At 65.6% G+C, this 26,768-nt stretch carries 22 protein-coding genes and 1 tRNA gene; 11 read left to right on the top strand and 12 right to left on the bottom strand.

The features are described from left to right. Window positions 1-7 precede the first annotated feature (7 nt). From folK to EST26_RS05590, 5 genes are read right to left on the bottom strand one after another with little or no spacing between them, the layout of a single operon-like run. Entirely contained in the window at window positions 8-499 is a 492-nt protein-coding gene (folK, locus tag EST26_RS05610; protein WP_291065997.1) for a 2-amino-4-hydroxy-6-hydroxymethyldihydropteridine diphosphokinase, read from the bottom strand. A gap of 34 nt (window positions 500-533) precedes the next feature. Beyond that, a complete protein-coding gene (gene pcnB / locus EST26_RS05605) occupies window positions 534-2,174 on the bottom strand; it encodes a polynucleotide adenylyltransferase PcnB (RefSeq protein WP_291065995.1) in 1,641 nt (546 codons plus the stop codon). Further along, window positions 2,171-2,839 carry an HAD family hydrolase gene (locus EST26_RS05600; RefSeq protein ID WP_291065993.1) on the bottom strand — a complete coding sequence of 223 codons (669 nt, stop codon included), beginning with the start codon at window positions 2,837-2,839 and terminating at the stop codon, window positions 2,171-2,173. Before EST26_RS05600 ends, pcnB begins: the two co-directional genes overlap by 4 nt. After that, window positions 2,836-3,525, bottom strand: a complete 690-nt coding sequence (gene hda, locus EST26_RS05595; protein ID WP_291066078.1) for a DnaA regulatory inactivator Hda — start codon at window positions 3,523-3,525, stop codon at window positions 2,836-2,838. The genes EST26_RS05600 and hda overlap by 4 nt, the downstream gene beginning before the upstream one ends. 17 nt (window positions 3,526-3,542) lie before the next feature. After that, the gene (locus tag EST26_RS05590) at window positions 3,543-4,661 is read right to left on the bottom strand and encodes an AI-2E family transporter (RefSeq protein WP_291065991.1); all 1,119 of its coding nucleotides are present in this window, start codon (window positions 4,659-4,661) and stop codon (window positions 3,543-3,545) included. Between the two features lie 161 nt (window positions 4,662-4,822). Between EST26_RS05590 and purM the strand changes: the two genes are divergently transcribed. Beyond that, on the top strand, window positions 4,823-5,881 hold the full coding sequence (gene purM / locus EST26_RS05585; RefSeq protein WP_291065990.1) for a phosphoribosylformylglycinamidine cyclo-ligase: 1,059 nt from the start codon (window positions 4,823-4,825) through the stop codon (window positions 5,879-5,881). A gap of 284 nt (window positions 5,882-6,165) precedes the next feature. Here purM and EST26_RS05580 read toward each other — a convergent pair whose 3' ends face one another. After that, window positions 6,166-6,936 carry a 3-hydroxybutyrate dehydrogenase gene (locus EST26_RS05580; protein ID WP_291065989.1) on the bottom strand — a complete coding sequence of 257 codons (771 nt, stop codon included), beginning with the start codon at window positions 6,934-6,936 and terminating at the stop codon, window positions 6,166-6,168. 205 nt (window positions 6,937-7,141) lie between these two features. Here EST26_RS05580 and EST26_RS05575 point away from each other — a divergent pair, with 205 nt between their 5' ends. From EST26_RS05575 to EST26_RS05565, 3 genes are all read left to right on the top strand, one after another. Continuing rightward, entirely contained in the window at window positions 7,142-8,059 is a 918-nt protein-coding gene (locus EST26_RS05575; protein WP_291065988.1) for an alpha/beta fold hydrolase, read from the top strand. Window positions 8,060-8,079: 20 nt separating this feature from the next. Next, the gene (locus EST26_RS05570; RefSeq protein ID WP_291066076.1) at window positions 8,080-10,386 is read left to right on the top strand and encodes a bifunctional (p)ppGpp synthetase/guanosine-3',5'-bis(diphosphate) 3'-pyrophosphohydrolase; all 2,307 of its coding nucleotides are present in this window, start codon (window positions 8,080-8,082) and stop codon (window positions 10,384-10,386) included. Between the two features lie 123 nt (window positions 10,387-10,509). Then, window positions 10,510-10,586 (top strand) — tRNA-Val (locus EST26_RS05565). A 108-nt stretch (window positions 10,587-10,694) separates the two neighbouring features. Here EST26_RS05565 and EST26_RS05560 read toward each other — a convergent pair. Further along, complete coding sequence (locus EST26_RS05560; protein WP_291065987.1) at window positions 10,695-12,200, bottom strand: N-acetylmuramoyl-L-alanine amidase; 1,506 nt, start codon at window positions 12,198-12,200, stop codon at window positions 10,695-10,697. Continuing rightward, window positions 12,197-12,748 carry a tRNA (adenosine(37)-N6)-threonylcarbamoyltransferase complex ATPase subunit type 1 TsaE gene (tsaE, locus tag EST26_RS05555; protein WP_291066074.1) on the bottom strand — a complete coding sequence of 184 codons (552 nt, stop codon included), beginning with the start codon at window positions 12,746-12,748 and terminating at the stop codon, window positions 12,197-12,199. Before tsaE ends, EST26_RS05560 begins: the two co-directional genes overlap by 4 nt. Before the next feature lie 48 nt (window positions 12,749-12,796). Here tsaE and queG point away from each other — a divergent pair, with 48 nt between their 5' ends. From queG to EST26_RS05535, 4 genes are read left to right on the top strand one after another with little or no spacing between them, the layout of a single operon-like run. After that, window positions 12,797-13,846, top strand: coding sequence for a tRNA epoxyqueuosine(34) reductase QueG (gene queG / locus EST26_RS05550; protein ID WP_291066071.1), 1,050 nt, complete (start codon window positions 12,797-12,799; stop codon window positions 13,844-13,846). 54 nt (window positions 13,847-13,900) lie between these two features. Next, window positions 13,901-14,707 carry an ABC transporter permease gene (locus tag EST26_RS05545; protein ID WP_291065986.1) on the top strand — a complete coding sequence of 269 codons (807 nt, stop codon included), beginning with the start codon at window positions 13,901-13,903 and terminating at the stop codon, window positions 14,705-14,707. Between the two features lie 6 nt (window positions 14,708-14,713). Beyond that, window positions 14,714-15,730: a mammalian cell entry protein gene (locus EST26_RS05540; RefSeq protein WP_291065985.1), complete on the top strand. Its 1,017-nt coding sequence runs from the start codon at window positions 14,714-14,716 to the stop codon at window positions 15,728-15,730. Continuing rightward, a complete protein-coding gene (locus EST26_RS05535; RefSeq protein ID WP_366474402.1) occupies window positions 15,727-16,440 on the top strand; it encodes a hypothetical protein in 714 nt (237 codons plus the stop codon). Before EST26_RS05540 ends, EST26_RS05535 begins: the two co-directional genes overlap by 4 nt. A 10-nt stretch (window positions 16,441-16,450) precedes the next feature. Here EST26_RS05535 and EST26_RS05530 read toward each other — a convergent pair whose 3' ends face one another. Both EST26_RS05530 and rpsT read right to left on the bottom strand, forming a co-directional pair. Beyond that, window positions 16,451-17,371, bottom strand: a complete 921-nt coding sequence (locus EST26_RS05530) for an AEC family transporter (RefSeq protein ID WP_291065984.1) — start codon at window positions 17,369-17,371, stop codon at window positions 16,451-16,453. A 135-nt stretch (window positions 17,372-17,506) separates the two neighbouring features. Beyond that, window positions 17,507-17,809, bottom strand: a complete 303-nt coding sequence (rpsT, locus tag EST26_RS05525; RefSeq protein ID WP_291065983.1) for a 30S ribosomal protein S20 — start codon at window positions 17,807-17,809, stop codon at window positions 17,507-17,509. A gap of 119 nt (window positions 17,810-17,928) precedes the next feature. On the opposite strand from rpsT, the gene murJ reads away from it, so the two are divergent. The 3 genes from murJ to dnaB all read left to right on the top strand — a co-directional run bounded on the left by murJ (window position 17,929) and on the right by dnaB (window position 22,231). Continuing rightward, window positions 17,929-19,494, top strand: a complete 1,566-nt coding sequence (gene murJ, locus EST26_RS05520) for a murein biosynthesis integral membrane protein MurJ (protein ID WP_291065982.1) — start codon at window positions 17,929-17,931, stop codon at window positions 19,492-19,494. 42 nt (window positions 19,495-19,536) lie between these two features. Then, complete coding sequence (locus EST26_RS05515) at window positions 19,537-20,397, top strand: transglutaminase-like domain-containing protein (RefSeq protein WP_291065981.1); 861 nt, start codon at window positions 19,537-19,539, stop codon at window positions 20,395-20,397. A 463-nt stretch (window positions 20,398-20,860) separates the two neighbouring features. After that, on the top strand, window positions 20,861-22,231 hold the full coding sequence (gene dnaB / locus EST26_RS05510) for a replicative DNA helicase (RefSeq protein WP_291066067.1): 1,371 nt from the start codon (window positions 20,861-20,863) through the stop codon (window positions 22,229-22,231). A gap of 40 nt (window positions 22,232-22,271) precedes the next feature. On the opposite strand, the gene EST26_RS05505 is transcribed toward dnaB, so the two are convergent. Together EST26_RS05505 and EST26_RS05500 are read right to left on the bottom strand one after the other, a co-directional pair. Further along, window positions 22,272-23,453, bottom strand: a complete 1,182-nt coding sequence (locus EST26_RS05505) for a hypothetical protein (RefSeq protein WP_291065980.1) — start codon at window positions 23,451-23,453, stop codon at window positions 22,272-22,274. A 159-nt stretch (window positions 23,454-23,612) separates the two neighbouring features. Then, window positions 23,613-26,624 carry an L-glutamate gamma-semialdehyde dehydrogenase gene (locus tag EST26_RS05500; protein WP_291065979.1) on the bottom strand — a complete coding sequence of 1,004 codons (3,012 nt, stop codon included), beginning with the start codon at window positions 26,622-26,624 and terminating at the stop codon, window positions 23,613-23,615. Window positions 26,625-26,768 lie beyond the last annotated feature (144 nt).

Here is a 26,768-nt window from a genome sequence, read left to right as displayed (position 1 = left end):
CGCAACGCTACACCAGCGCGTCTGGCCCGTTCGCAAGCCGCTCGATCACTTGCTGGCGTACCGCTTGCAACTGCTGCTCACTCACCCATTCGGGTGCCAATTCGGCCAGTGGCAGCAGCACGAAAGCGCGGCTCCACATGCGCGGGTGCGGCACGGTGAGCCAGGGCGATTCGATGCGTGCGCTGCCAAACAACAGCAAGTCCAGGTCGAGCGTGCGTGGCGCGTTGCGCTGCGCACGCTGGCGCCCGGCTTGTTGTTCCAGGGTTTGCAGGGCGGTGAGCAGTTCGGGCGCGCTCAGGGTGGTGGACACTGCCGCCACCGCGTTGTGGTAATGGGGCCCGCTGGCGTCTATCGGTGCGCTGCGGTACTGGCTGGAGGCTTGCAGCAACTGCACGCCAGCGGTTTGCACCAGTGCCGCCAGCGCATGGCGCAGGGCTTGCTCGGGGTCGCCCAGGTTGGCGCCTAAGGCCACGAAGGCGGTCACGGGGTCGCGACGCATGGCGTGTTCCCGGGGCGATCGCGGGCTGTGCGGTTCAGAGCTTGACGCTCGGCACGGGGTACGGCGCTGCGTCCGCCTCACCTGAGCTGCGCCGGCGGCGTCGGCGTTTTTTGGCCGGTTCTGGATTTTGCACTGCCGCGGCGGCATCTCCCGTCAACGGCGGCTGTTCGTCGCCGTCTTGGTCTTGCTCGGCCGCGCGCAGCGGCGCAGCGGGCGCGTTGGCCTGGTTCGGGTGCTCGCTGTCGCTGCGTTTGACGCGGCGCGCCTTGCCGTTGGCGGGCCTAGCCAGGTTTTCTCGCCGTTGCGCGTCAACCATGTCGGCGCGCAAGTCGTCGCTGGCGTGCTGGAACGTTTCCCACCAGTGGGACAGTTCTTCTTCCACCTCGCCCACCTGGGCGCGCAGGCGCAAAAAGTCGTAGCCGGCCCGAAAGCGCGCTTGCTCGACCAGGCTGAAGGGTCCGCTGCCGACGCGCTTGTCAAAGCGCGGCTGCATCATCCAGATCTCGCGCATGTCGGCGCCGAGTTTGCCGCGGCCGGAGACGTCACCGATGCGGGCGTCGAACACCTCGTCGACCGCGTCTTGCAGCGCCGCCACCGGTGTGGCGGGGCGTTGACCGGGGCGGGGTTGCAGGCGCTGGCTCCAGCCTTTGCGTACATCGCTCCAGAGCACGCAGGCGAGCAAAAAGCTCGGCGCCACCGGTTTTTCTTCCGCCACTCGGCGGTCGGTGTCTTGTAGCGCCAGTTTGACGAAGGGCTCGTCGGCGCGTTGCACCACCAAGTCGAGCAAGGGGTAGACGCCGCTGGCCAGATCGGTGGACTTGAGCTGCTCGACACTGGCCAGCGCGTGGCCGGTCTGCAGCAGTTTGAGCATTTCATCGAACAGGCGGCTTTGCGGCACCTGGGCCAGCAGGCTGCGCGAAGCCAGCAGCGGCGCGCTGGTTTTGGGGTCGAATTTGAAGCCCAGGGCGCTGAGCTTGGCGGCAAAACGCACGGCGCGCATGATGCGTACCGGGTCTTCACGGTAGCGCGTGACGGGGTCGCCAATCAGGCGCAGCGTGCGTTTTTTGGCGTCTCGAATGCCGTGATGAAAGTCGACCACGAGCTGCGTCTCGGGGTCGTAGTACATGGCGTTGATGCTGAAGTCGCGCCGCGCGGCGTCGTGCTCGATCGACCCCCAGACGTTGTCGCGCAGCACGCGACCGCTGGCGTCAACCGCGTGCTTCATGCCGGCGAGTTCGCCCTTGCTGCTGCGCTCGTTGCCGCTGACTTGTTCGGCGTCGGCGCTGTCGAGGTAGGCGCGAAAGGTCGAGACTTCGATCATTTCGTGCTCGCGCCCGCGACCGTATACCACGTGCACAATACGAAAGCGCCGCCCAATGATGAAGGCGCGGCGAAACAGGCTCTTGACCTGCTCGGGCGTGGCGCTGGTGGCGACGTCGAAGTCTTTCGGGCGCAAGCCCAGCAACAGATCGCGCACTGCGCCGCCGACGATGTAGGACTCAAAACCGGCCTGCTTGAGGGTGTGCACCACGTCGAGCGCGCGCTGATCGACCAGTGCGCGGTCGATGCCGTGCACCTGCGCGCGCACGTCCTCGCGTCTGCCAAACGGACCGGTGCGTCGGCCCAAGGCAGCGCCGGTCTTGTCCAGCAGCTTGTCAATGAATTTTTTGATCATTCGAAAAGATCCAGTATGCGCCAGCCGCGCGCGGAGGCAATTTCGCGCAGCCGGGCGTCCGGATTGGTGGCCACCGGCAGTTGCACGTGCTCGAGCAGCGCCAGGTCGTTGATCGAGTCACTGTAGAAGGTGCTGTGTCGCACGCTGGACCAGCTTTGGCCGCGTGCGCTCAGCCATTGTTTCACACGCTCGACCTTGCCGGCGCGAAACGACGGCGTGCCCTGAATGGCGCCGGTGGGATTGCCCTGCGCGTCGCGTTCGAGTTCGGTGGCAATCAGCTCGGTGACGCCAAAGGCCTGGGCAATCGGGCGGGTGATGAAGTCGTTGGTGGCGGTGACGATCACCACCACGTCGCCGGCCGCCTGGTGCGCGCGTACCAGCTCCAGCGCACAGGGGTGCAGTGCGGGCTGGATCACCGCTTGCATGAAACGCTGATGTGCCTGGCTGGCTTGCTGCAGGCCGCGCTCGCGCAAGGCGGTGGTGGCAAAGCGAATGTATTCACCGATGTCGAGCGTGCCGTTTTGGTACTGGGCGTAGAACTGGTCATTGGCGCGGCTGAAGTGTTCGGCGTCGCGCCAGCCCAGGCTTACGGTAAATTTGCCCCAGGCGTGATCGGAGTCGAGTGGGAGCAGGGTGTGGTCTAGGTCGAACAGGGTCAGTCTCATTCGTTTTCCAGCATCGATTTGATCAGTGGGATGGTGATGGCACGCTGCGTGCGCAGGGCGTAGACGTCGAGTTGGTCGAGCAGCCGCATCAGGTTGCTCAGGTCGCGCGAGAAGCGCTTGAGCATGAATTCCATCACCTCGTCGCCCAGCAAAACGCCGCGTTCGTCGGCGGCGCGGCGCAGCACGGCGCGGCGCTCGGTCTCGCTCGCTGTGCGCAATTGGAACACATGGCCCCAGCCGAGCCGGGTGCGCAAGTCCTCGCGCAAATCCAGGTCGGTGGGTGGCCGGTCGGCCGCTGCCAGCACCCAGCGCACCGGGCCGTGCGCCGGGTGCTGGGCGTTGATGAACCAGTTGAAGGCCGCCGCCTGCTGTTCGGCGCTGTAGCGCTGGCAGTCGTCGAGCAGCACCGCGTCCCAGCGCTCGTCAAACGCGCCGGGGGCAAGTGTGGTGGCGTCGAGCCAGCCCACTTGACTGCCTTGCTCAAGCAGCGACTGGCGCACCGCAGACAGCACATGCGTCTTACCGCTGCCGCTCTCACCCCACAGGCAGGTCGGTGCCGGCGACGACAGCGGCTGCTCGGTGCACCTGCGCAGGTGCTGTTGCAGTTCCTGGTTGCCGGCGGCGACGACAAAATTGCTCCAGCCTGGCACCGGGGCCAGCCCCATGTCGAGCACCAGTTGTTTCATGCAAACGGGCGCGGCGTTCATGGCTGGCGGTTTTGTGACAACTGCGCCGGCAGGGTTTGAGCCGCAGGCGCGGGTTGATCCAGATACAGGCTGCTGGCCATATAACCCTGGCGGGCACGCCGGATCGCCACCAGCAGCACTGCGCTGGCCGGCAAGGCAATCAGCACGCCGACAAAACCAAGCAAATGACCGAACGCCAGCAAGGCAAAAATGACGGCAATCGGGTGCAGGCCGATGCGCTCTCCCAGCAGCTTGGGCGTCAGGTACATGCTCTCGACCACTTGTGCCAGCAGGTAAATCGCGGCCACCAGCGCAACGCCAAACAGGCTCTGAAATTGCAGCAGCGCCGCCAGCAAGGCCAGCACCAGGCCGACGCCAAAACCGAGGTAGGGCACAAACACCGCCAAACCGGTGAAGACGCCGATCGGCAAGGCCAGGTCCAACCCCACCAGCGAGAGCGCGACGGTATAAAAAACCGCCAACACCGCCATCACCAGCAACTGGCCGCGCAGGTACTGGCCGAGCACCGCGTCGGTTTCATCCAGAAAACTCTGCACGCGCTCGCGCCAGCGCGGCGGAATCAGCAGCTTGGTGAGATCGACCAGACGCGCCCAATCCAGCAGCAGGTAGTAAGCGACGATGGGCATCAGGATGAGGTTGCCAAACACCGCTGCCAGCACGCTGCCGCCGATGCGCAGCGACGACAACAGACCTTCGAGCAGAGCCGTCTCGCGGCCGGCGAAGATCTGGCCCAACCACTGGCGCACCAGTGCGACGTCGATCTTCAATTGAATGTCAAAGCGCGCCGCCAGCGGCACCAGCCAGAGGTTGAGCTGATCGAGCAAGGCGGGCAACTGATCGCGCAGCAGCGGCACTTGTTGCGTGATCACCGGCACGATCAGCAGCAAAATGGCCAACAGCAGCAGCATCAGCAGGGCAATGGCCAGCCCGGCTCCCAGCCAGCGCGGCAGGCCACGCGCATGCAGGCGCTCGACCAGCGGGTGCAGCGCGTAGGCCAGCACCGCAGCAAGCAGGAACGGCGTCAGCACCGGTGCCAGCAGCGTCAGCAGCAGCCAGCTTGCCACTGCAATCAGCGCCCAACTGGCGGCACGAATCTGGTTTGGAGTGAAGGTCATGGGTGGGTGGCTTGGGCGTGGCGACCGGCTGGCACGGGCCAAGCCTTAAAATCTGAGGCAAATTTTAGTTCCCATCGCCCTGGCGGGCTGCCCAAGCTGAGCATTGCCAGCGGTTAGTCAGAAAATCTCTTGCATTGCTGCCACGCTGCAGCCCGAAACCCATGACCCAGCCCATCCCTATTTCCTACAAAGACGCCGGCGTCGACATCGACGTCGGCGACGCACTGGTCGAGCGCATCAAGCCCTTGGCGAAAAAAACCCTGCGTGAAGGTGTGCTGGCAGGTATTGGCGGCTTTGGCGCTTTGTTTGAAGTGCCCAAGCGCTACCAAGAGCCGGTGCTGGTCAGCGGCACCGACGGCGTGGGCACCAAACTCAAGCTGGCTTTTGCCTGGAATATGCACGACACGGTAGGCATTGACCTGGTCGGCATGAGCGTCAACGACGTGCTGGTGCAGGGCGCCGAGCCGCTGTTCTTTCTGGACTACTTTGCCTGCGGCAAGCTCGAACTGGAGACGGCCGCCACCGTCATCGGCGGCATTGCCAAGGGCTGCGAGCAAAGCGGTTGCGCGCTCATTGGAGGCGAGACCGCCGAAATGCCGGGCATGTACCCGACGGGCGAATACGATCTGGCGGGTTTTTGCGTCGGCGTGGTTGAAAAGTCGAAAATTCTGAGCGGACAAAACGTGCAAGCCGGCGACGTGGTGCTGGGCTTGGCATCCAACGGCGTGCATTCGAATGGGTTTTCCCTGTTGCGCAAGTGCCTCGAACGCGCCGGCCATGAGCTGCCGCACACGCTGGATGGCCAGCCGTTTCGGAACGCCGTCATGGCGCCGACGCGCTTGTACGTTAAAAGTGTGCTGGCCGCACTGGCCGCGCACCCACCGAAGGCGGGTGCGCGGCCAGGCATCAAGGCGCTGGCGCACATCACCGGCGGCGGTCTGCTGGAGAACATTCCGCGTGTGCTGCCGCACGGCTGCGCCGCGCAACTGCAAAAAGGCAGTTGGCCGCAAAGCGAGCTGTTTGCCTGGCTGCAAGCCACGGCCGGGATCGACGATGCCGAGATGAACCGCACCTTCAACAACGGCATTGGCATGGTGGTGGTGCTGGCCGCTGAAGAAGCCGCCGCCTGCGCGCAAACGTTACGTGACTTGGGCGAGACGGTGTACCCGATTGGGAGCATCGTGGCGCGTGGCAATGGAGCCGCGGTGCGGCTGGTTTGAGCGCCGCTGCGGCTCAAATACCACCCCAGAAGTGATGGCTCCATGCATCTTGGGTCTCCTCGATGTGAGCCTCAACCACTGCCTGCGCCTGCTGAAGTTCGATACCTGACAGGCCGATGCCCTTGGCCCGGTGTACCGAGAGGGCGTGAACCAGAACTTGGCTTGACCTTCGGGATGTGCCACATGGACGTGAATCCGTGGCTCCTCGCGGGAGAAGAAGAACAAGCGGAACGGGGGCCGTCGCGCCAGATGGTGGGTGCCGTGACGCGAGCCGTTCTGCCGCGCTACTGCGCTGCCCAGCCGCCGTCCATGTTCCAGGCCGCGCCGCGCACGTTGTTGCCTGCCGCCGAGCAGAAAAACAGCGCCAGTTCGCCCAGTTCTTGCGCGGTGGTGAACTGCATCGACGGCTCTTTCTCGCGCAGCAGCACTTTTTTTGCTTCTTCGTTCGAGATGCCCAGCGCAGCGGCGCGCGCATCGACTTGCTGTTGCACCAGCGGCGTGAGCACCCAGCCCGGGCAGATCGCGTTGCAGGTCACGCCGGTGGTGGCGGTCTCGAGCGCGGTGACCTTGGTCAGGCCGATCAAGCCGTGCTTGGCCGCCACGTAGGCCGATTTTTCCGCCGACCCCACCAGACCATGCACCGAAGCCAGGTTGATGATGCGGCCCCAGTTGGCCGCGCGCATGGCCGGCAGTGCCAGCCGCGTGGTGTGAAAAGCGCTGCTGAGGTTGACGGCCAATACCGCGTCCCATTTTTCGACCGGAAAATCCTCCACCCGTGCCACGTGCTGGATGCCCGCGTTGTTGACCAAGATGTCGACCTGGCCAAAGCGCACAGCGGCAAACGCCATCATGGCAGCGATTTCTTTTGGCTGGCTCATGTCGGCGCCGTGGTAGTCCACCTCGGCGCCGAGTGCGGCGATTTCGGCCTGCGCTGCCTGCACGTCACCAAAACCATTGAGCACGATGCGCGCGCCCTGACGCGCCAGCGCTTTGGCAATGCCTAGTCCGATTCCGCTGGTCGATCCTGTGACCAGTGCGGTCTTGTTTGCAAGCATGAAAAAACTCCCGTGAAGACCAGATGTTTGAATTTTTGAATGCGCTGCGCCGATGCGCCGCACCCTTGGCCGGTACCGGCTTTGAATTACGATCGCACAAGGCAGCGTCCGAACAGCGATCCATTATCCGAGATTGTTCCTTCATTCAAACAGCATCGCATCTGCGCCTAATGGACAATCTCGAATCATCCCGGAGACCCACCCCATGAATCGAATCGGCACCGCGCCGCTGCTGCGCCATCTGGAGCCGGGCGGGCCTCTGGCACGCACGGGCGGCCCGCGTCGCATGGCCTATTGGGTCTGGCCGGCCGCCGACGCGGCCTGCCGCCGGGTGCTGATCTGCGTTCATGGACTGACGCGCCAGGGACGCGATTTCGACCTGCTGGCCCAGGCCATGCAGTCGGACTCACATGTGCTGGCGGTCGACGTCGCCGGTCGGGGCGAGAGCGACTGGCTGGACGATCCGCTGGCGTACCAGATCCCCACCTACGCCGCCGACCTGCTCGCGTTGGTGCAGCACGTTCGCAGCGAGCTGCCAGACGCCAGCCTGGACTGGGTCGGCTCCAGCTTGGGCGGCCTGATTGGCATGGCACTGGCGGCCCAACCCGGACTGGGTTTGCGCCGCCTGGTGCTCAACGACGTCGGCCCGGTGATCGAGTTGGCGGCGCTGCAGCGCATGGCGCTGTACGTGGGGCGCAACCCGTCGTTTGCCAGTGCGCAAGAGGCGATCGATTACTTGCGCTCGATCTCCGGTGCGTTCGGACCGCACACGCCTGCGCAGTGGCTGGCATTGTCTGGCCCCATGCTGCGCGAGCGTGCAGGCCGCTGGTGGCTGCACTACGACCCGGCCATCGCGCTGCCTTTTCAGGCCCTGGCCGAGGCGGCTGCGCCGCTGGTGCAGCAAGCCCAGGCGGCGCTGTGGAGTCAGTATGACGCCATTGCGGCGCGTACGCTGTTGCTGCGCGGGGCCGACTCCGATTTGCTCAGCCGCGCCACGGCGGCCCAGATGGCGGCTCGCGGCCCGCGCGCGCACTGCGTCGAGTTTGCCGGTGTCGGACACGCCCCCACACTGGTTGCGGCCGATCAGCTTGCGGTGGTGAAAGCGTTTTTGAACGCGGCATGAAAAATTACCTGCGCGCCCTGATGAGGCGTTCGCTGCCCGCCGCGTCGGCGCCGCTGGCGCCGCCTGCGGCGCCAGCGGCGCCGATTGTCGCGGCCACCGCCGCCAGTCTGCCCGAGCAGGTGCAGGCGCTGGCGCGCGCGCGCGCTTTTGCCGAACCCTTGCTGGCCTGCCAGCAGCTCGACAGCGGCGAAAACATGCTGGCGCATGCCGACGCGGTAGCGGCCATTTTGCGTGACATTGGCGGCTCCGAGGCGATGCAGGCAGCCGCTTATCTGGTCTACGCCTGCCAGCACCTGAACCGCCCGCAAGAAGTGATTGCCAAGGCCTTTGGCGAGAATTTCGCCGCGCTGGCGGTCGAGACCACCAAGCTGCTCCAATTGCAGCGCCAGGCGCGCATCAAGGCCGCACAGGTGCAGGCCAGAAAAGAAGAAGAGCGGCTGGCGGCGCAGGAGCAGGCCTTGCCGCTGGCTTCGCCCAACAAGGCGCCGCTATCCGAACTGGCGGCCAGCCAGACCGAGAACGTGCGCAAGATGCTGCTGTCGTTCTCGCGCGATCTGCGCGTGGTCATGCTGCGTCTGGCCTCGCGCTTGCAGACGCTGCGCTATTTTGCCGCCAGCAAAATCGACCCCGGCGTGCCGCTGGCGAGCGAGTCGCTGCAGGTCTTCGCCCCGCTGGCGAACCGCCTGGGCATCTGGCAGATCAAGTGGGAAATGGAGGATCTGGCGTTTCGTTTTCTGGAGCCGCAAACCTACAAAGAAGTGGCGCGGCTGCTGGATGAAAAGCGCATCGAGCGCGAAGCCCACGTCGAGCAGGTGCGCCAGCGGCTCGAACAAGACTTGTTGCACCTGGGCATCGTCGCCAGCGTGCAGGGCCGCCCCAAGCACATCTACAGCATCGTAAAGAAGATGCGCGGCAAGTCGCTCGACTTCGATCAGGTGTTCGACCTGCGCGCGCTGCGCGTGGTGGTGGCGCGGGTGCAAGACTGCTATGCGGTGCTGGCGCATGTGAGCGCCCAATTCGCGCCGCTGCCCGAGGAGTTTGACGACTACATCGCCAAGCCCAAGCCGAACGGATACCAGTCGCTGCACACCGTGGTGCGCGACGCGCAGGGCCGCGCGTTCGAGATTCAGATTCGCACCCAGTCCATGCACGAGCACGCCGAACACGGTGTGGCCGCGCACTGGGCCTACAAGGAAGCCGGCACCAAAGGATATGCAGGGGTGTCGGCCAGCTCTGAATACGACGCCAAAATCGCCGTGCTGCGCCAGTTGCTGGCCTGGGAGCGCGACCTCAGCGGAGCCGGGCAGAACTTGTTCGACGACCGCATCTACGTGCTCACGCCAGAAGCTGCGATCGTCGAGTTGCCGCAAGGCGCCACCGCGCTCGACTTCGCCTACAGCGTGCACACCGATTTGGGGCACCGCTGCCGCGGTGCGCGCGTCGACGGCGTCATGGTCGCACTCAATACGCCCTTGCAAAATGGCCAGACGGTGGAGATCACGGCGGCCAAAGAGGGCGGCCCCTCGCGCGACTGGCTCAACCCCGAACTGGGCTACTTGGTGGGCCACCGCGCCAAGAGCAAGGTGCGCGCCTGGTTCAATGCCCAGGCGCTGGAACACACCATGGCGCGTGGCCGCGAAGCGGTGGAAAAGCTGCTGCAGCGCGAGGGCCGAACGGCGCTGAAATTTGACGATCTGGCGCTGAGTCTGGGTCTGCCGTCGGCTCAGGCCTTGTTTGAGCAAGTCGGCAAGGACGAACTCTCGCTGCGCGCCATCGAAGCCCAGTTGCGCCCTTTGCTGCCACCCGCGCCAGCCGATGCGGCGCAGCCCTGGCTGAAGAAGCCGCGCAGCGCGGCCGGCCAAGCCGGCGGCGGGGTACTGGTGGTGGGCATGGAATCGCTCATGACGCATCTGGCCCGCTGTTGCAAGCCGGCGCCGCCGGATGAGATCGGCGGTTTCGTCACGCGCGGCAAAGGGGTGGGCGTGCACCGCCTGGATTGTCCCGACTATGCCCACCTGCGGCGCAAATCCCCCGGCCGCGTCATCGAGGTGCAGTGGGACGGGCAGGGCAGTAACGCCGGCGCGGGTGCCGATCCGGTCTACCCGGTCGACGTGGTGGTGCAGGCGCAGGACCGGCAGGGCCTGTTGCGCGACATTTCAGAGGTTTTCGCACGTGAGAAGATGAACGTGATCGGGGTGAAAACGCAGTCGCTCAAGGGCACCGCCTGGATGACCTTTACCATCGAAGTGAGCAATACGCGCCAGGTGGCACGCGCCATGTCGGTCGCCGCCGACGTGGCCGGAGTTCGGGTCGTGCGGCGCAAGTGAGGGCCTGAACGTGATACATGCGGGGTTTCGGGTCAAGCCCGCAGTGACAGGTTTCATGAGCAGGGGTTTTTATCTGCCGCCGTGAAAGATAACTGCTACAATCAAAGGCTTGGAATGGTTAGCAGGCGCGTAGCTCAGCTGGTTAGAGCACCACCTTGACATGGTGGGGGTCGTTGGTTCGAGTCCAATCGCGCCTACCAAAAATGCAGAGGGGTTGTTTTCACGTGAAAGCAACCCCTTTTTCCTTGCTGCAACCGATTTCGCCTGCGCTGGACGATCGCTTCTGATGCCGGGTGCAGAGAGCGCCGTCACACCTGCCGATTGCGCGCCAGCGGCGGATTGCGCTCGAAATAGCGCACGATGCCCCTGAGCAGCGCGTCGGCCAGGGCGTTTTGGTGCGCCTCGCTGTTAAGGCGTCTTTCTTCGTCTGGGTTGCTGATAAAGGCGGTCTCCACCAGCACGCTGGGAATGTCGGGTGCGCGCAGCACGGCAAAGTTGGCCTGTTCGACTTGCGGCTTGTGCAGGCGGGCGACCTGACGCACCTCGCCCAGCATGGAGCGGCCGACTCTGAGGCTGTCGTTGATTTGTGCGGTGGTGCTCATGTCGAACAAGGTGAGATGCAGGCTGCTGTCGTGGCCGCTCAGGTTGACGCCGCCGACCAGATCGGCGGCATTTTCCCGTTGCGCCATCCAGCGCGCTGCCGCACTGCTGGCGCCCCGGGTGCTTAGCACGAACAGGCTGGCGCCTTGCGGACGTGGCGTGAAAAAAGCGTCGGCGTGCAGGCTGATGAACAGGTCGGCCTGCACGCGTCGCGCTTTTTCCACCCGCCGCTGCAGCGGGATGAAGAAGTCGGCGTCGCGCGTCATGAAGGTGCGCATCGGATTGCCGTTGACACGGCTGACGTTGATGCGCTCGCGCAGCCGGCGTGCGATTTGCAGCACCACGGTTTTTTCATGCGTGCCGCCGGGGCCGATGGCGCCCGGGTCTTCGCCGCCGTGGCCGGGGTCGAGCGCGACAATGATCAGACGCTCGGTGTGGCGGCGCGTCTGCGCAGCGGGTCGACTCGGGTTGGCAAGGACTGGCGTGGCGGGTCTGGCCGGGCTGGTGAGGGCAGTGCTGGCCGCTGTCCTTGCTGCGGCAACGGCAGGCGCAGCAGGTGGCGTGCCGCCCGCAACGCCCGGGCGCGCGCTCGGCGCGCGTTGGGCAATCAGCGCACCGAGCGGGTCGCTGGTCTGCGTGCTGCTCGCTGCCGGCGCTGTGCTGGCGGGCGCAGCGGTGCCGGTGGCTGTGCGCGGTTCCAGTCCGAGCCAGCGGGCCGCGCGTTCGCTGGCGGCGTCGAGTTCACGGTTGCGCTGGGCAATCAATTGTTGCAGCGGGTCGGGCGCGTTGAGCGGGTAGAGGTCAAATACCAGCCGGTGCTGAAACGCCGCCACCGGCGCCAGGTTGAACACCTGCGGTTTGATGGCTTGTTTGAGATCGATCGTCAAGCGAACCTGACGGGCGTCCAGCGGCTGCACCCGAATGCTGGCGATGTTGGGGTCGCTGGCCCTGAGCTGGCCGACCAGTTCGTGCAGTCCAGCCACCAGGTCGACGCCCTCGATGTCAACCGCCAGTTGCAGCGGGTTTGTCATCTGGGTGTGGCGCACCAAGAGCGCAGCGTCCGACTCGATCGTCACTCGGGTGTATTCGGGTGCCGGCCAGATGCGCACCGCCACCACGCTGGCGCCATGGGCCAGTTGTTGCGTGCCCAGCAGCAGCACCAGCGAGCCCGTGCACAGCAGCGTGCGCCGGTTTGGATGGTAGGCGCGTCTCATGTCGCCAGCACCGCCAGCAGCAAGCGGCCGGTGGGGGAGTGGGCGCGCACGCGCACGCGGCGCGCGCCGTCGTGATCGGGGTCGGTGCGCATGGGGTCGGGCTCGATGTCGATCTCGGCGTCTACCGGGGGCATGAAATCGGCGGCCCGCTCGGGCCACTCGACCAGCTTGAGGCCGGGACTGGCAAAAAGTTCGCGCAAACCAGCGTCTTCCCATTCGCGCGCGTCGTTGAAGCGATAAAAGTCAAAATGCCAGATCTGCAGCGGTTCGCCGGCCGGCATGAGCGGGCAGTCGATTGCGCTGTGCGGCTCGACCACCGCGTAGGTGGGGCTTTTGATGTGCCCGCGCACACCGAGCGCGCGCAGCAGGTGGCGCACCAGGGTGGTCTTGCCCGCGCCCAGGTCGCCGCGCAGCGTCAGCGTGCTGTGCGCCAGCGCCGGGCAGGTGGCCAGTTGGCGGGCAAAGGCTTGCGTGTCTGTTTCGTCGCTCCAATAGCCGTGCCAGACCGGCCCGAGCGCCGGGTCGCCGGCGGCAGTCGTTTCTACAATCGGTGGGACATGAAGCCCGGTTTTGATGCTACTCAACTCGTCTCGCAGATTCAGGCCTGGGGCCGGGAGCTTGCATTTTCACAAATTGGCGTGTCCGATGTTGATCTTTCGGCGGCCGAGCCTGGTTTGCGGGCCTGGCTGGCGGCCGGGTTTCACGGTGAAATGGCCTATATGGCACGCCACGGCATGGCGCGCGCGCGACCAGCCGAGCTGCTGCCAGGCACGCTGAGTGTGGTGACCGCGCGCATGGATTATCTGCCGCGCCAGACCCAGATCAACTGGCAGGCGCAGGAGTTGGAGCGCCTGCAGCGGCCAGAGGAAGCGGTGGTCTCGCTCTACGCCCGCGGCCGCGACTATCACAAGGTGTTGCGTGTGCGCTTGCAGCGTCTGGCCGAGCGCATTGCCGCAGCGGTCGGGCCGCTGGGTCAGCGCGTTTTCACCGATTCGGCGCCGGTGCTCGAAGCCGAGTTGGCCACTCGCAGCGGTCAGGGCTGGCGCGGCAAGCACACCCTGGTGCTCAACCGCAGCGCGGGCTCGATGTTCTTTCTGGGCGAGATTTACCTCGACCTGGCCTTGCCTGCCACCGCACCCGTGGCGGCGCACTGTGGTGCTTGCAAGGCTTGCATGGTGGCCTGTCCGACGCAGGCCATCGTGGGGCCGCAGCGTTTGGACGCACGCCGCTGCATCTCTTACCTGACGATCGAACACGCCGGCGCGATTCCGCTGGAGCTGCGCGCGCTGTTGGGCAACCGCATTTATGGCTGTGACGACTGCCAGTTGGTTTGTCCTTGGAACAAGTTCGCGCAGCGCAGCCCGCTGCCCGATTTCGACCCGCGCGCCGGACTCGAGGGTGCCAGCCTGATCGAATTGCTGGCCTGGAGCGAAGCGGAATTCTTGCTGCGCAGCGCCGGCAACCCAATTCGTCGCATCGGGCACGAGCGCTGGCTGCGCAATGTGGCGTTGGCGCTGGGCAACGCGCTGCGCGCCAGCGTCGCTCCTGAGCAGCGCGCCCGTCTGCGTGCTGCCCTGCAAACGCGCGCCAAACACCCCAGCGCCCTGGTGCGCGAGCACGTGGCCTGGGCGCTGGCACAGGGCTGAGCGTGTAGCGCTTGGCTGTTGCGACGCAGGTCCGGCGCGCACTATCATGCGCACATGAAGCTTTATTCTGCCGTGCGCCACATCTGCAGCCGCTGGGGCCGCACGCTGCGTGCCGGCGTCGGCACCTGCTGGGGGGTGTTGCTGCTGGGCGCGCAGATGGTACTGCTGGCGTTTGTGCCGTCAAGCTACCGCGCAGGTGCCCAGCGCCGGGCGGTGCTGAGTCAGATTTACCTGGCCAGCGCGCCGCTGCTGACTGGGTTTGTCGTGCTCTCGGCGCTCATCAGCCTGGTGCTGATCCGCATCGTGGTAGCCACTGCCTACAGCTATGGTCTGTCGCAATTTGCGCTCGAGGTCTTGGTGCGCACGCTGGTGCTGGAGCTCATTCCGCTCTATGCGGCCCTGTTCGTCGCCTTGCGCTACGCCATGCCCGGTGCCCAGCGCGTGCGCCAGCAACTGGCGCTGCAACTGCGTGGCGGCGCCGCGCCAGACCCGCAGCAGTTGTTGCGCAGCGAACTGCTGCCGCGTGCCCTGGGCAGTTTTTTTTCGGTTTTGCTGCTGGCCGCAGTCAGCAGCATGGTGGCCTTGCTGCTGACGTATTTCACCGTCTACGGCTTTTCGCCCTGGGGTCTGCCGTCTTATACGCGCAACGTCGGCAGCGTCTTCACCCCCAGCATGATATTGATTTTCAGCCTGAAAACCTTGTTTTTCAGTCTGGCGGTGGCGATCGTTCCGCTGGCCGGCTGTGCGCAGCGCGACGCCCGCGGCGGCTACACCAGGCGCAGCGACATGGGTGAGTTCGCCCGCTTGTTCTCGGTGCTGCTGCTGATCAACATCGTCTCGCTGGTGGGCAATTATTATTGATCCGATATGAATCCACCCTTGAAGCCCGCATCCGTCCCGGCAGCCGAGCCGGCGCCGGTGAAAAACCTCGAATTCAAGGCATCCTTGCTGCTGCTATTGCTGTTGGCGCTGGTGCTGGGTGCAGCGCTGTATGTGTTGTATGCACGCGGCGTGTTCGAGAGCACGCAGCGCCTGGTGCTGGTGTCGGACGACTCCGAGGGCGTGGTGGTCGGCATGGACATGACTTTTTCTGGTTTTCCCATTGGCCGGGTGGCGCGCATTGAACTCGCGGCCGACGGCCGGGCCCGCATTCTGATCGACGTGCCCAGGCGCGACGCCCATTGGCTGCGCAGTTCGAGCATTTTCACCATGGAGCGCGGCCTGGTGGGGGCGACGCGCATCCGCGCCTTCAGCGGCATCATGACCGATCCCGTGCTCGAAGACGGCGCCGTGCGTGAAGTGTTGCGCGGCGATGCGGCAGCCGAAATTCCACGCCTAACCGCCTCCATTCGCGACCTGCTAAACAACCTGAACGCGCTCACCAGCGCCGACGCCGCGTTGGCGCAGAGCTTGGCCAACTTGCAACAAGTGAGCAGCAAACTCAAAGGCCGGCAGGGTGGCCTGGGCGTGCTGATGGGCAACGAAGCCGACGCGAACCGGGTGATCAACACCATCGAGCGCAGCAACGCGCTGCTGGCGCGCGCCGACGCGCTGCTGCTGCGGCTTGACGGTCTGAGCGCCAACGCCGACCGGCAGTTGTTTGGTCAAGGGGCCGCACCGGGGCAGGGTGCTTTGGTCAGTGACCTGCGCACCAGCGTGCAGCAGCTCAACGGTTTGCTCAGCGCTGCCCGCGCCAGCCTGCAAAAAGTAGACGCGGTGCTGCTTGACGCGCAGGCCATAGCCGGCAACACGCGCACCGCCAGCGCCGACCTGGGTGTTTTGCGCGCCGAAGTTGAGGCTGGTTTGCGCCAGATCGACCACTTGCTGAGCGACATCAACCGCCGCTGGCCGTTTGCGCGCGAGACCGAGATTGTGCTGCCGTGAACACGTCCAAGACCTGCTTGTCGATGCGCCCGCACGGCGCGCTCCCGTGCCCCGCTGCGGCCTTGTTGCCGCTGCTGCTGGCGCTGCTGGTGCTGCTGACGGCCTGCGCCAGCGCGCCGGCACCAGACTGGCAGAGCAACGCCAAGGCCAGCGCCGAGCGCGCCATTGCCGCCTGGCTGCGTGGCGACGTCCGCGTCGAAGCGGCCGAGTTTGCGCGCGCGCGCAGCGAAATCGCGCGCAGCGCCCGGCCCGATCTGCTGGCCCGGCTGGAGCTGCTGCGCTGCGCCAGCCGGGTGGCGGCGCTCGAATTCGAGCCTTGCCAGGGGTTCGAGGCCTTGCTGGCAGACGCCGCCGCGCCTGAGCAGGCCTACGCCCGCTACCTGGCCGGGCTTGCACGGCCGGGTGATGCGGCGCTGCTGCCGCCGGCGCAGCGCCGCTTGCTGGGCGCTGCCGGGGACGCACCGACGCTGGCTGCATTGGCCGCCATCGATGACCCGCTGGCGCGCCTGGTCGGTGCGGGCGTGTTGCTGCGGCGCGGCCAGGCCACGCCCGAGCTGCTTGACTTGGCGGTGCAGACCGCATCGCAGCAGGGTTGGCGCCGTCCGCTGCTGGCTTGGCTGCGCGTGCAGCAGCAGCACGCGCAGGCCGGTGCAGCAACCGAGGAGGCGGCGCGCATTGGCCGGCGCATCGAGTTGCTGCTGCAGCGCTGAGGCGACGGCTTCAGCCACCGGCCCAGCGGGCCAGCAGACCGACTGCGAACGGCAGACTCACCATGCCCAGCAGCGTCGACAGCGTAACCAGACCGGCCACGTGCGCCGCGTCGTAACCCATGCGGGCAGCCAGCACGTAGCAACTTGATGCAGTGGGCAGGGCCGAGAACATCAGCAGCACCGTGGTCTGGGTGGCATCGAGCTGTAGCAGCAGCGCCAGGCCCAGCGCCAGCAGCGGCAGCGCCAGGTGCTTGACCGTCAACACCCCGACCCCGAGCAGCTTGGCTGTCGCCAGTGAACCGAATTGCAGGCCCGCCCCGGCGGCCAGCAGGCCCAGCGCGAGCGCGGCCTGTCCGATGCGGCTGAACGTGGGTTCGATCCACGCTGGCAGTGAAAACCCGAGCAGGTTGGCGCTCAGGCCGCAAACGGTGCCTATGATCAAGGGGTTGCGCAGCAGCTCGCGCCGCACACTTTTCTTGGCGTGCCTGGCCATGGGCCAGACCGCCGCCACGTTGAACAGCGGCACACACACGCCAATCAGCATCGCCACCATCAGCAGCCCAGGCGCCCCAGCCAGTTGGCTGGCCAGTGCCAGCGCAATAAAGGAGTTGAATCGAAAGCCGACCTGTGCGCTGGCAGCGTGCAGCCGCGGGTCTATGTGTTTTCCCAGCCAGGGCCAGTAGGGCAGCGAATACGCCAGCGCAATGCCACCCAGGCCGAGCCCGACACCGGCCAGCAGCAAGCTGGCGGTCTGCTCCAGCTCCAGCGGGCTTTTCACGATCGAGTGAAACAGCAGCACCGGGAACAGAAAATAGTAAACCAGATTTTCCACCGGCTGCCAGACGCTGCGGTTGAGCGGCGTGAAGCGGCACACCAGATAGCCGCACAAGATGAGTGCGAAATCGGGCAGCAGCAGGTGGACGACGTTCACCCGGCAAGCATAGCGGGCAGGGTGTGGACATGGGTGCGGACATGAAAAAACCGCCCGCAGGCGGCTGTTTCATTTTTGCTGGCAGCGCACCGGTTTCAAACGGCGCACGCCCGAGGGCGCGCGGGCTGCGGGGTATCAGACTGCGGCGGCGGCAGCCAGACCCTTGACTTTGGCAGCCAGGCGGCTTTTGTCGCGCGCGGCCTTGTTTTTGTGGAAGATGCCTTTGTCGGCAACGATGTCAACCACCGACTGCATCTTGGCAAACAGTTCGGTTGCGCGCTCGCGGTCGCCGCTGAGCACGGCTTTTTCAACGTTTTTCACCACCGTGCGGTACTTCGAGCGCAGCGAGGTGTTGGCGGCGTTGAGCTTGATGTCTTGGCGCACGCGCTTGCGCCCGGACGCCAGGCGGGGGTTTTTTTTCTTCGGCTTGGTTGCCATGATCGATTTCCTTTACATGTTTGGAGATGTTGCCAGCAAAGCCCACCATTTTAGCATGACCGCGCCAGCTTGCGTCTAACTCGGGATCGGGCCGTGCTGGCAGCCGATACACTCGCGGCGTGTCTTTGTTCAAATCCGCTACTCTGGTTTCGTTGCTGACCCTGCTCTCGCGCATCACTGGCTTGGTGCGCGAGATGCTGATGGCCGCCACCTTTGGCGCCAGTGCCCTGACCGACGCTTTCAACGTCGCTTTTCGCATCCCGAATTTGCTGCGCCGCCTGTTTGCTGAAGGGGCTTTCAGCCAGGCCTTTGTGCCGGTGCTGGCCGGCGTGCGGGCCAAAGAGGGCAACGCCGCCACCCGGCAGATGATCGATCAGATCGCCACCGTACTGGTCTGGGCGCTGACCCTGACCTGTGTGCTGGGCGTGCTGGGCGCGCCGGTGTTGGTCTGGGCCATGGCCAGCGGCCTCAAACAAGACCCGGCCAGCTTCGACGCCGCTGTTTTCATGACGCGCTGGATGTTTCCCTACATCGCCTTCATGTCGCTGGTGGCGCTGTCGGCCGGTATTTTGAACACCTGGCGGCGTTTTGCCGTGCCGGCCGCCACCCCGGTGCTGCTCAATGTCGCCATGATCGCCGCCGCCTACTGGGGCGCACCCTGGTTCGGGGCGCAGGGCATAGAACCCATTTACGCCATGGCCGGTGGCGTCTTGCTGGGCGGTGTGTTGCAACTGGCGGTGCAGATTCCGGCGCTGCTGCGCCTGGGCCTGTTGCCGCGCATCGGGCTGCGTTGGTCGGCGTTGCGCGCGGCCTGGGCCCACCCCGGCACGCGCCGCGTCACCACGCTGATGCTGCCGGCGCTGCTGGGCGTCAGCGTAGCGCAGCTCTCGCTGCTCATCAACACCCAGATCGCCTCGCACCTGGCCACCGGCAGCGTGAGCTGGCTGACCTACGCTGACCGCTTGATGGAGTTTCCGACCGCTTTGCTGGGCGTGGCGCTGGGTGTGGTGTTGCTGCCGCAACTGGCCGCCGCCAGCGCTGCCGACGACGCGCCGCGCTACAGCGGTCTGCTCGACTGGGGCTTGCGTCTGGCGGTGCTGCTGGCGGTTCCTAGCGCGCTGGCGCTGCTGATTTTTGCCCAACCGCTGGTGGCGGTGATTTACCACAACGGCGCCTTCACCGACACCGACGCGCGCCAGACCGCTGTGGCGCTGATGGGTTACGGCGTCGGCCTGCTCGGGCTGATCGCCATCAAGGTGTTGGCGCCCGGTTTTTACGCCCGGCAAGACATTCGCACGCCGGTGAAAATCGCCATCGTGGTGCTGGTGTTCACCCAATGCCTGAATGTGCTGCTGGTGCCGCACCTGGCGCACGCCGCGCTGGCGCTGTCGATCGGCATCGGGGCCATGGTCAACGCCTTGTGGCTGTTGCTGGGCTTGATCCGCTGCGGTGCCTACACGCCACGCCCGGGCTGGTTGCTCTTTGCGCTGCGCGTGGCGTTTGCCAGCGCCTTGCTGGGGCTGTTTCTGGGCTGGGCCGTTGCGCAGTTCGATTGGCTCGATTTTGATGGCCGGCGGCTGCAGCGTGCTGGCCTGCTGGCGCTGTTTGTGGTCGCCGCCGTGCTGCTGTATTTTCTGACCTTGTTGATCAGTGGTTTGAATCTGCGCCAATTCGTCCGAAAATAGCGCCTGTTGCCGCCGCCGATTTGTTCTGACTTGGCCCTTTGCATGCCCTCTGCATTTGACTTTGCTGCCGTGCCCACGCCGCTGGGCTATTTTGCCGCCCTGGTCGGTGAGTCCGAGCACGTGCCCTTGCTTGAAGCCGCTGCCGCGATCGCGCTGGACGAACACCCCGAACTCGACGTGCAGCAGGTGTTGGGTGAGGTCGATCAGTTGTTGGCGCGGCTGCGACGGCGCTGCACCGATGTCGCTGACCCGCTGCAGCGGCTGCGCACGCTGAATCAGTTCTTCTTTCGAGACCTGGGCTTTGGCGGCAACCGCAACGACTACCACGACCCGCAGAACAGCTACCTCAGTTCGGTGCTGCGCACGCGCCGCGGTGTTCCGATCACGCTGGCCGTGCTCTGGCTGGAGCTGGCCCAGGGCCTGGGCATGAAGGCATGTGGCATCAACTTTCCCGGCCATTTCCTGGTCAAGGTCACGCTGCCGCACGGTCAGGTGGTGATAGACCCGTTCACTGGTCAGTCGCTCAGCCGTGAAGACCTGTCCGAGCGCCTGGAACCCTACAAGCGCCGCAACGGCCTGATTGACGATTTCGACGTGCCCGCCGGTTTGTATCTGCAGGCGGCCGCGCCACGCGACATGCTGGCGCGCATCTTGTACAACCTGAAAGACATTCACCGCACGCAGCAAGACTGGCAGCGTCTGATTGCGGTGCAAGACCGCTTGCTCGTCTTGTCTCCCAAAGCCTGGGACGAGTACCGCGACCGCGGCCTGGCCTGGGCCGAAGTGGGCGACCACAGGCGTGCCTTAAGCGATCTGGAGACCTATCTTGCCCAATCCGACGACGCCATCGGGCGGCAAGCGCTGGCCCAGCGGGTGCGCGAATTGCGTGCTGCCTTGAGTTAAAGCCAGCATCATTTCCTGATGCAGTTTTTTGCAAATGGCTTGACAAACTGAAACCGGTGGATTTTTTCGCCAGACAAGGCATTTCTGCGCAGGCAGCGGGATATTGCGGCGCGGATACGGGGGTCTGACAAGGTGGGACGGCCGGCTGCCAGCGGGCGTTCGGGTGCAACCGTTGCGCACAATCTATCCACAGCTTGTGCAGTTGTTTTCCACCGCCTTGTGCCGTGACTTGGCTGCGGTTTGCTCGTACCATCAACGCGTTGGCCCAGGTCTTTGGTGCCGCCGCGGCGGCTTCGTCGTGACGGCGTCCACCGGCGCTGGCCCCTATCCCCCACCCGCCACCGACCCAAGCGCTCGGCGCCATTGCTGATCAGCGTCGTGTGTCATTCCCACCCAAAGAACATTCATGTCTGTCGTTTTTTCGCGCACCCTTCCACCTTTTGATCTCGGCCTGGACGGGCCGATGGCCGGTGCCGAGCGGCAGTTGGCACAGTTGCGCGTGCCGCCGCATTCGGTCGAGGCCGAGTCCAGCGTGTTGGGCGGTTTGCTGCTAGACAACGGCGCCTGGGACCGGGTAGCCGACTTGTTACACGACGCCGACTTCTACCGCTACGAACACCGCCTGGCCTACGCTGCCATAGCCACTCTGGTCAACGCCAACAAGCCGGCCGACGTGGTGACGGTGTACGAACACCTGCAAAACCTGGGCAAGGCCGACGATGCGGGTGGGCTGGCCTACCTGAACGCGCTGGCGCAGTACGTGCCGAGTGCGGCCAATATTCGCCGCTACGCCGAGATCGTGCGCGAGCGCGCCATTTTGCGCAAATTGATCACCGCCAGCGACGAAATCGCCACCACTGCCTTTAACACCCAAGGCCGGGCGGTGGACAAAATCCTGGATGAAGCCGAGCAAAAAATCTTCAACATCGGGGAAGAAGGCTCGCGCATGAAAGAGGGCTTTCAGGGCATGGACACGCTGGTGGTCGATCTGCTCGACCGCGTGCAAGAGATGGCCGACAACCCGAACGACATCACCGGCGTGCCGACCGGCTTCATCGACCTCGACCGCATGACCTGCGGCTTGCAGGCGGGCGATTTGGTGGTGCTGGCGGCACGGCCGTCGATGGGAAAAACCGCATTTGCGATCAATATCGCCGAACACGTGGCGCTCAACGAAGGCCTGCCGGTGGCGGTGTTTTCGATGGAAATGGGCGCTTCGCAGCTTGCGGTGCGCATCGTCGGATCGATTGGTCGCATCAATCAGACCCATTTGCGCAACGGCAAACTGACCGATGACGAATGGCCGCGCCTGACCGAGGCGATAGAAAAACTGCGCAACGTTTCGCTGCACATCGACGAAACCCCGGGCCTGACCGCCAGCGTCTTGCGCGCCAACGCGCGGCGCCTGTCGCGCCAGTGCGGCAAGCTCGGGCTGATCGTGGTCGATTACCTGCAACTGATGAGCGGCAGCGGCTCGGACGGCGACAACCGCGCTGCCGAATTGGGTGAAATTTCGCGTGGCCTGAAAATGCTGGCCAAGGAGTTGCAGTGCCCGGTGATTGCGCTCTCGCAGCTCAACCGCAGCGTCGAGTCGCGCACCGACAAGCGGCCCATGATGAGCGACCTGCGCGAGTCCGGCGCCATCGAGCAAGACGCCGACATCATCATGTTCATCTACCGCGACGAGTACTACACCAAGGACGCCTGCAAAGAGCCGGGCGTAGCCGAGATCATCATAGGCAAGCAGCGCAACGGCCCCACCGGGGTCGTCAAGCTGGCGTTCCTGAACATGCTGACGCGCTTTGAGAGCCTGGCCGGTGGGGGTGACTACTGAGCGGCTGGCGCCAGCGTGGTCGTGTTGAACGCCCAGCACCTCAAAAGAAGAACCCCCCACCCCGAGTCTGCTCACGCTGCTCACGCATCTGGCGCTTGGTTTCGTTGCGCTGCTCGGTCAGCCAGCGCTTGAGCTCTGCGTCGTCCTGCACACGCGCTAGGTCGCGCGCCATGTGGTTTAGCGCGTCCTCCAGTTCGAACACCTGCTCGTTGAGCACCATTTGCAGCGTCTTGGGCGTGACGCCGAAACCGAACGGAAGGTCGAATTCAGTGGCCAACTGGTCGTGTCGCCCAGCGCGTTCGCGCTCCAGATCGGCCACCTGCTGTTTCAGCAGCAGCGTCAAGGCGGCCAGCTTTTCGTCGCTCAGGCGCGCGGCGGCATCGGGGTCTGCCAAGGTGGCGCGTTGCTGAATCTGCATCAAGGCGACCAGGTCTTTGCGGCCGTAGGCGGCATTGGCCTCGCTCATGAGCGCCGTTTTGTGCAGACGCGCCTGCACGTCGGGTTCGCGGTCCGGGTGCAGCGCGCTGGCCAGCTGGCGAAACAGGCTGCGCAGCGTGGTTTCGGCGTCGTCCAGTTGGACCTGCGCTTTACTTTTCGTGGCGCCAGGCTTCTTGCGCGCCTTGCGCTGGTCCGCCGCTTCGCGGCGACGCGCCTGTTCGTCTTGCACCGACTGGCGCAACCGCGCCATGCCTTCGTGCAGCAGCTCGTCGGCGCTGGCGCCTTCTTGCGCGGCCTCCAGCGGCTCACCCAGTGCGGCCTCGATCTGCGCGCGCAGCTCGTCGGCATGGTCTTGGTCCAGTTGGGCCAGGCTGCGCGGGTTGTGGCGGTCGTGCAGCGCGACCATGTCGGCGTGGCCGTCCTGTGCGAGTGCGAGGGCCAGGCTGCACAAAATCTGTTGCGCGGTTTTGCGCTGCAGGGCGCTCAGCAGCTTGCCCTGCAGCCGAACGTCCAGACTCAGCGCCATCTCGCGCATGCACTGGGCCTGGCGTTTTTGCAGCGGGGTCACGCTCTGGTGCAAGGCATGGCGGTGCGCCTGGCCCAGCGTGTCCAGCTCCTGCAGCTGGCTTTTGAGCTTGTCGATGCGTGTCAATTGCAGGTTGAAGGCCCGCGCAGCGGCAGACAGCCGGGTCGGGCCTGGGGCTTGCACGCTCAGGCCGGTGGCCGAGCGGGCGGCTGCCGGGGCGGGCGCCAAGTCGTCAAAAAGAGGGGCGGTGTGGGGCATGGAAATGGGCTTCAATGGAGACCCGATTGTCGGCGACAGGCCGGGACCAGCGGGCCTCAAAATGCTAAAAAACCAGCGCCAAGACAATGCAGCCATCAACCAGCGCTTGTCGCACAGGGCTGCGGGTACTGGTGGGGTATTGCTTTATCGTGTTGCGCGCTAGCGGGCATGAGCGAAAGCCGCTGGGCCCGCCAACAAGGCCACGTTGCCCCCGGCGGCGGCGGTGTTGATGCTGAGCGTGCGCTCGGCACAGAAACGCAGCAGGTAGTGCGGCCCGCCCGCTTTGGGCCCGGTGCCGCTCAGGCCTTCGCCACCAAACGGCTGCACGCCCACCACGGCGCCAATCATGTTGCGGTTGACGTAGACGTTGCCCACGCGCGCGGCCGCCGCCAGCGCCTGCGCGCGGCTGTCGATGCGGGTCTGGATGCCCAGCGTCAAGCCGTAACCCAGCGCATTGATTTGGCCGATCACGTCCATCGGGTCGCCGCTCCAGCGCAGCACCTGCAACACCGGGCCGAAGATTTCCTGCCTGACCTCCCCGATGGCCTTCACCTCGAACATCTGCGGCGCGATCAGGTGGGGCAAGGCCTGCGCCGGCGGGGTCTCGGGCAGCAGGTTCTTGGCACTGCCGCGCAGGCGCGCGACGTGGCGCTGGATGTGGTCGAAGGCTTCGGCGTCGATCACCGGGCCGAGGTCGGTCGACAGGAGCGACGGATCGCCCGCCACCAGCTCGCGCGCAGCGCCCTGGATCATCTCGATCACACCGTCCGCAATGGCCTCGTGCACGCACAGCAGGCGCAGCGCCGAGCAGCGCTGGCCTGCGCTGCGAAAGGCGCTTTGCAGCACCGCGTCGGCCACCTGCTCGGGCAGCGCCGTGCTGTCCACCAGCATGGCGTTGATGCCGCCCGTCTCGGCGATCAGCGGCACGATGGGCCCGTCTTTCGCTGCCAGCGCGCGCTGGATGATCTTGGCCACCTGGGTCGAGCCGGTGAACACCACGCCGGCCACGCCGGGGGCTGCCACCAGCGCCGCGCCCACGGTCTCGCCCGGGCCGTGCAGCAGCTGCAGCACGTCGGCGGGAACACCCGCAGCGTGCAGCAGTTTCACGGCTTCGAGCGCCACCGCCGGCGTCTGCTCGGCCGGCTTGGCCAGCACCGTGTTGCCGGTGGCCAGCGCGGCCGCCACCTGGCCCATAAAGATGGCCAGCGGGAAGTTCCAGGGGCTGATGCAAACCCAGGCGCCCCGGCCAACGAGGCGCAGGACGTTGCTCTCGCCCGTGATGCCCAGCGTCACTGCACCGCGCTGGCCGGGCAAGGCCTGCGGCGCCATCACACGCTCTGCCTCGTTGGCGTAATAGCGCAGAAAATCCACCGCCTCGCGCAGCTCGGACACGGCGTCGCCCCAGGTCTTGTGCGCCTCTTTGACCAGCAGGGCGCAGAAACGCGGCTGCTGCTGTTGCAGCGTGTCGGCGGCAAAGCGCAGCACGGCGGCGCGCTGCGCCACCGGTGTGCGGCTCCAGGTACCGAAGGCCTCGGTGGCGCGGGTCACAGCCGCAGTGGCATCTTCAACGCGCGCCTGGGTCATTAGCGCCACCGCCGTCTGCGCGTGCGCAGTCAGCAGCTCGTCGCGCTGGGCGATCACGCTCAGGTCGCGACCGCTGCTGTTGGTGCGCGCGGCGCCGTAGATATCCACGGGCAACGGCAACGAGGGCTGGGGTTGAAGGCGCAGCGGTGAAATCAACAATTGATCCATGCCCACCGACTCGTCGGCCAGCTGGTGCACGAAAGACGAGTTGGCGCCGTTCTCCAGCAACCGGCGCACCAGGTAGGCCAGCAGGTCGCGGTGTGCACCCACCGGGGCATACACACGACAGGCGACCAGCGGGTTCTTCAGCACTTCGCGGTAGATGCCTTCGCCCATGCCGTGCAGTCTTTGCAACTCGAACGGCACCGCCAGGCGGGCCGCGAGTTGCAGGATCGCCGCGATGGTGCCCGCGTTGTGCGTGGCGAACTGCGGGAATATCGCGTCCGGAGCGTCCAGCAGCGCCTTGGCACAGGCCAGGTAGCTCACGTCGGTGTGCTGTTTGTGGGTGAACACCGGGTAGGCAGGCAGGCCCTGTTCCTGCGCGCGCTTGATCTCGGCGTCCCAGTAGGCGCCCTTGACCAGGCGGCACATGAACTTGATCTGGTGCCGTCGGGCGAGCGACACGATGTGGCCGATCAGCTCCAGCGCGCGGGTCTGGTAGGCCTGCATGGCCAAGCCCAGACCTTGCCACTGCGGGCAATGTTCGGCCACCCGCTGCGCCAGCGCGTCGAACACGTCGAGCGACAGCTCCAGCCGGTCCACCTCTTCGGCGTCGATGGTGAGGTTGATGTGGGCCGCCGCCGCCGCGCGGCACAAGGTCCACACGCGCGGCACCAGTTCGTTCATCACGCGCTCGTGCTGCGCGTCTTCATAACGCGGGTGCAGGGCGCTGAGCTTGATGGAGATACCGTCTTTCTGCGCCGGGTGGCGCGCCGGGTCGGCGCCCTGGGCGATGGCGGCGATGGCGTGCTCGTAGCTGCTCAAGTAACGCAAGGCATCCGCTGCGGTGCGTGCGCCCTCGCCCAGCATGTCGAAGCTCAAGCGCAAGCGGTCCCGTTGTTTGCGCGCCGCTGCAGCTTCTTGCATGCCCTCGCGGATCGTCTGGCCCAGCACGAACTGGCGGCCCAGCAGTTGCACCGCGCGCAACGTGGCGGCCACCACCGTTTTGGCACCCAGCTTGGCCATCAGGCCCGGCTCCTGGCCGGCACCCGGCAGGAAGTGTTTGGACATGGCGATCGCCGTCGAAGACAGTCTGGCCAAAGTCGAGTCGGTGGCGCCATCAAAGTCAGCACGACCCAGTTGGTCGGCGGTCAGCGCAATCGCGGTCTCGGCGTCGGGCACGCGCAGCAAGGCCTCGGCCAGGCGCATCAGGGCCAGGCCTTCGGCGCTGGAAATGGGGTATTCCTTGAGCAGGCTTTCCATGGCCCAGAACGGGGGCGGGTTCTCGCGCACCGCGCGCACCCAGGGCGCGGCCACCTGGGCGGCGGCGGCCCAGTCCAGCGCACCCTGCAGGCAGGCCAGGCGCTGGGCAACGAGGGCGGCTTCAGGCCGGTAGGGGAAAGGCAGGCGGTCGGTGGTGCGGGGCATGAAGGTCTCCTGAAACGGAATGGCACTTACTTTAGCCCTCCTGCCCCTGGCGACGCGCGCAACCGGACGCCGAAAACGACAAATAAGACCCACCCCATCGCGCTCAGCCCCTTGGGCGATGCGAGTGGCCCGTCCTGAGCGGAT

Origin of the sequence: Hydrogenophaga sp. (assembly GCF_014773545.1) — a bacterium.
In the GTDB taxonomy this organism is placed as follows: Bacteria; Pseudomonadota; Gammaproteobacteria; order Burkholderiales; family Burkholderiaceae_C; genus Hydrogenophaga.
Note: the sequence above shows the minus strand (reverse complement) of the source record. Positions and strands in the feature narration are given on the sequence as shown.

Bases quoted from the DNA above. Each gene is read 5' to 3' on its own strand.
- EST26_RS05540 (WP_291065985.1), top strand. From the start codon at position 14,714: ATGAATCCACCCTTGAAGCCCGCATCCGTCCCGGCAGCCGAGCCGGCG.
- EST26_RS05575 (WP_291065988.1), top strand. From the start codon at position 7,142: ATGAATCGAATCGGCACCGCGCCGCTGCTGCGCCATCTGGAGCCGGGC.
- rpsT (WP_291065983.1), bottom strand. From the start codon at position 17,809: ATGGCAACCAAGCCGAAGAAAAAAAACCCCCGCCTGGCGTCCGGGCGC.
- hda (WP_291066078.1), bottom strand. From the start codon at position 3,525: ATGAAACAACTGGTGCTCGACATGGGGCTGGCCCCGGTGCCAGGCTGG.
- pcnB (WP_291065995.1), bottom strand. From the start codon at position 2,174: ATGATCAAAAAATTCATTGACAAGCTGCTGGACAAGACCGGCGCTGCC.
- EST26_RS05600 (WP_291065993.1), bottom strand. From the start codon at position 2,839: ATGAGACTGACCCTGTTCGACCTAGACCACACCCTGCTCCCACTCGAC.
- EST26_RS05570 (WP_291066076.1), top strand. From the start codon at position 8,080: ATGAGGCGTTCGCTGCCCGCCGCGTCGGCGCCGCTGGCGCCGCCTGCG.
- EST26_RS05515 (WP_291065981.1), top strand. From the start codon at position 19,537: ATGCCCTCTGCATTTGACTTTGCTGCCGTGCCCACGCCGCTGGGCTAT.
- purM (WP_291065990.1), top strand. From the start codon at position 4,823: ATGACCCAGCCCATCCCTATTTCCTACAAAGACGCCGGCGTCGACATC.
- EST26_RS05580 (WP_291065989.1), bottom strand. From the start codon at position 6,936: ATGCTTGCAAACAAGACCGCACTGGTCACAGGATCGACCAGCGGAATC.
- EST26_RS05545 (WP_291065986.1), top strand. From the start codon at position 13,901: ATGAAGCTTTATTCTGCCGTGCGCCACATCTGCAGCCGCTGGGGCCGC.
- folK (WP_291065997.1), bottom strand. From the start codon at position 499: ATGCGTCGCGACCCCGTGACCGCCTTCGTGGCCTTAGGCGCCAACCTG.
- EST26_RS05505 (WP_291065980.1), bottom strand. From the start codon at position 23,453: ATGCCCCACACCGCCCCTCTTTTTGACGACTTGGCGCCCGCCCCGGCA.
- EST26_RS05590 (WP_291065991.1), bottom strand. From the start codon at position 4,661: ATGACCTTCACTCCAAACCAGATTCGTGCCGCCAGTTGGGCGCTGATT.
- EST26_RS05500 (WP_291065979.1), bottom strand. From the start codon at position 26,624: ATGCCCCGCACCACCGACCGCCTGCCTTTCCCCTACCGGCCTGAAGCC.
- dnaB (WP_291066067.1), top strand. From the start codon at position 20,861: ATGGCCGGTGCCGAGCGGCAGTTGGCACAGTTGCGCGTGCCGCCGCAT.
- EST26_RS05560 (WP_291065987.1), bottom strand. From the start codon at position 12,200: ATGAGACGCGCCTACCATCCAAACCGGCGCACGCTGCTGTGCACGGGC.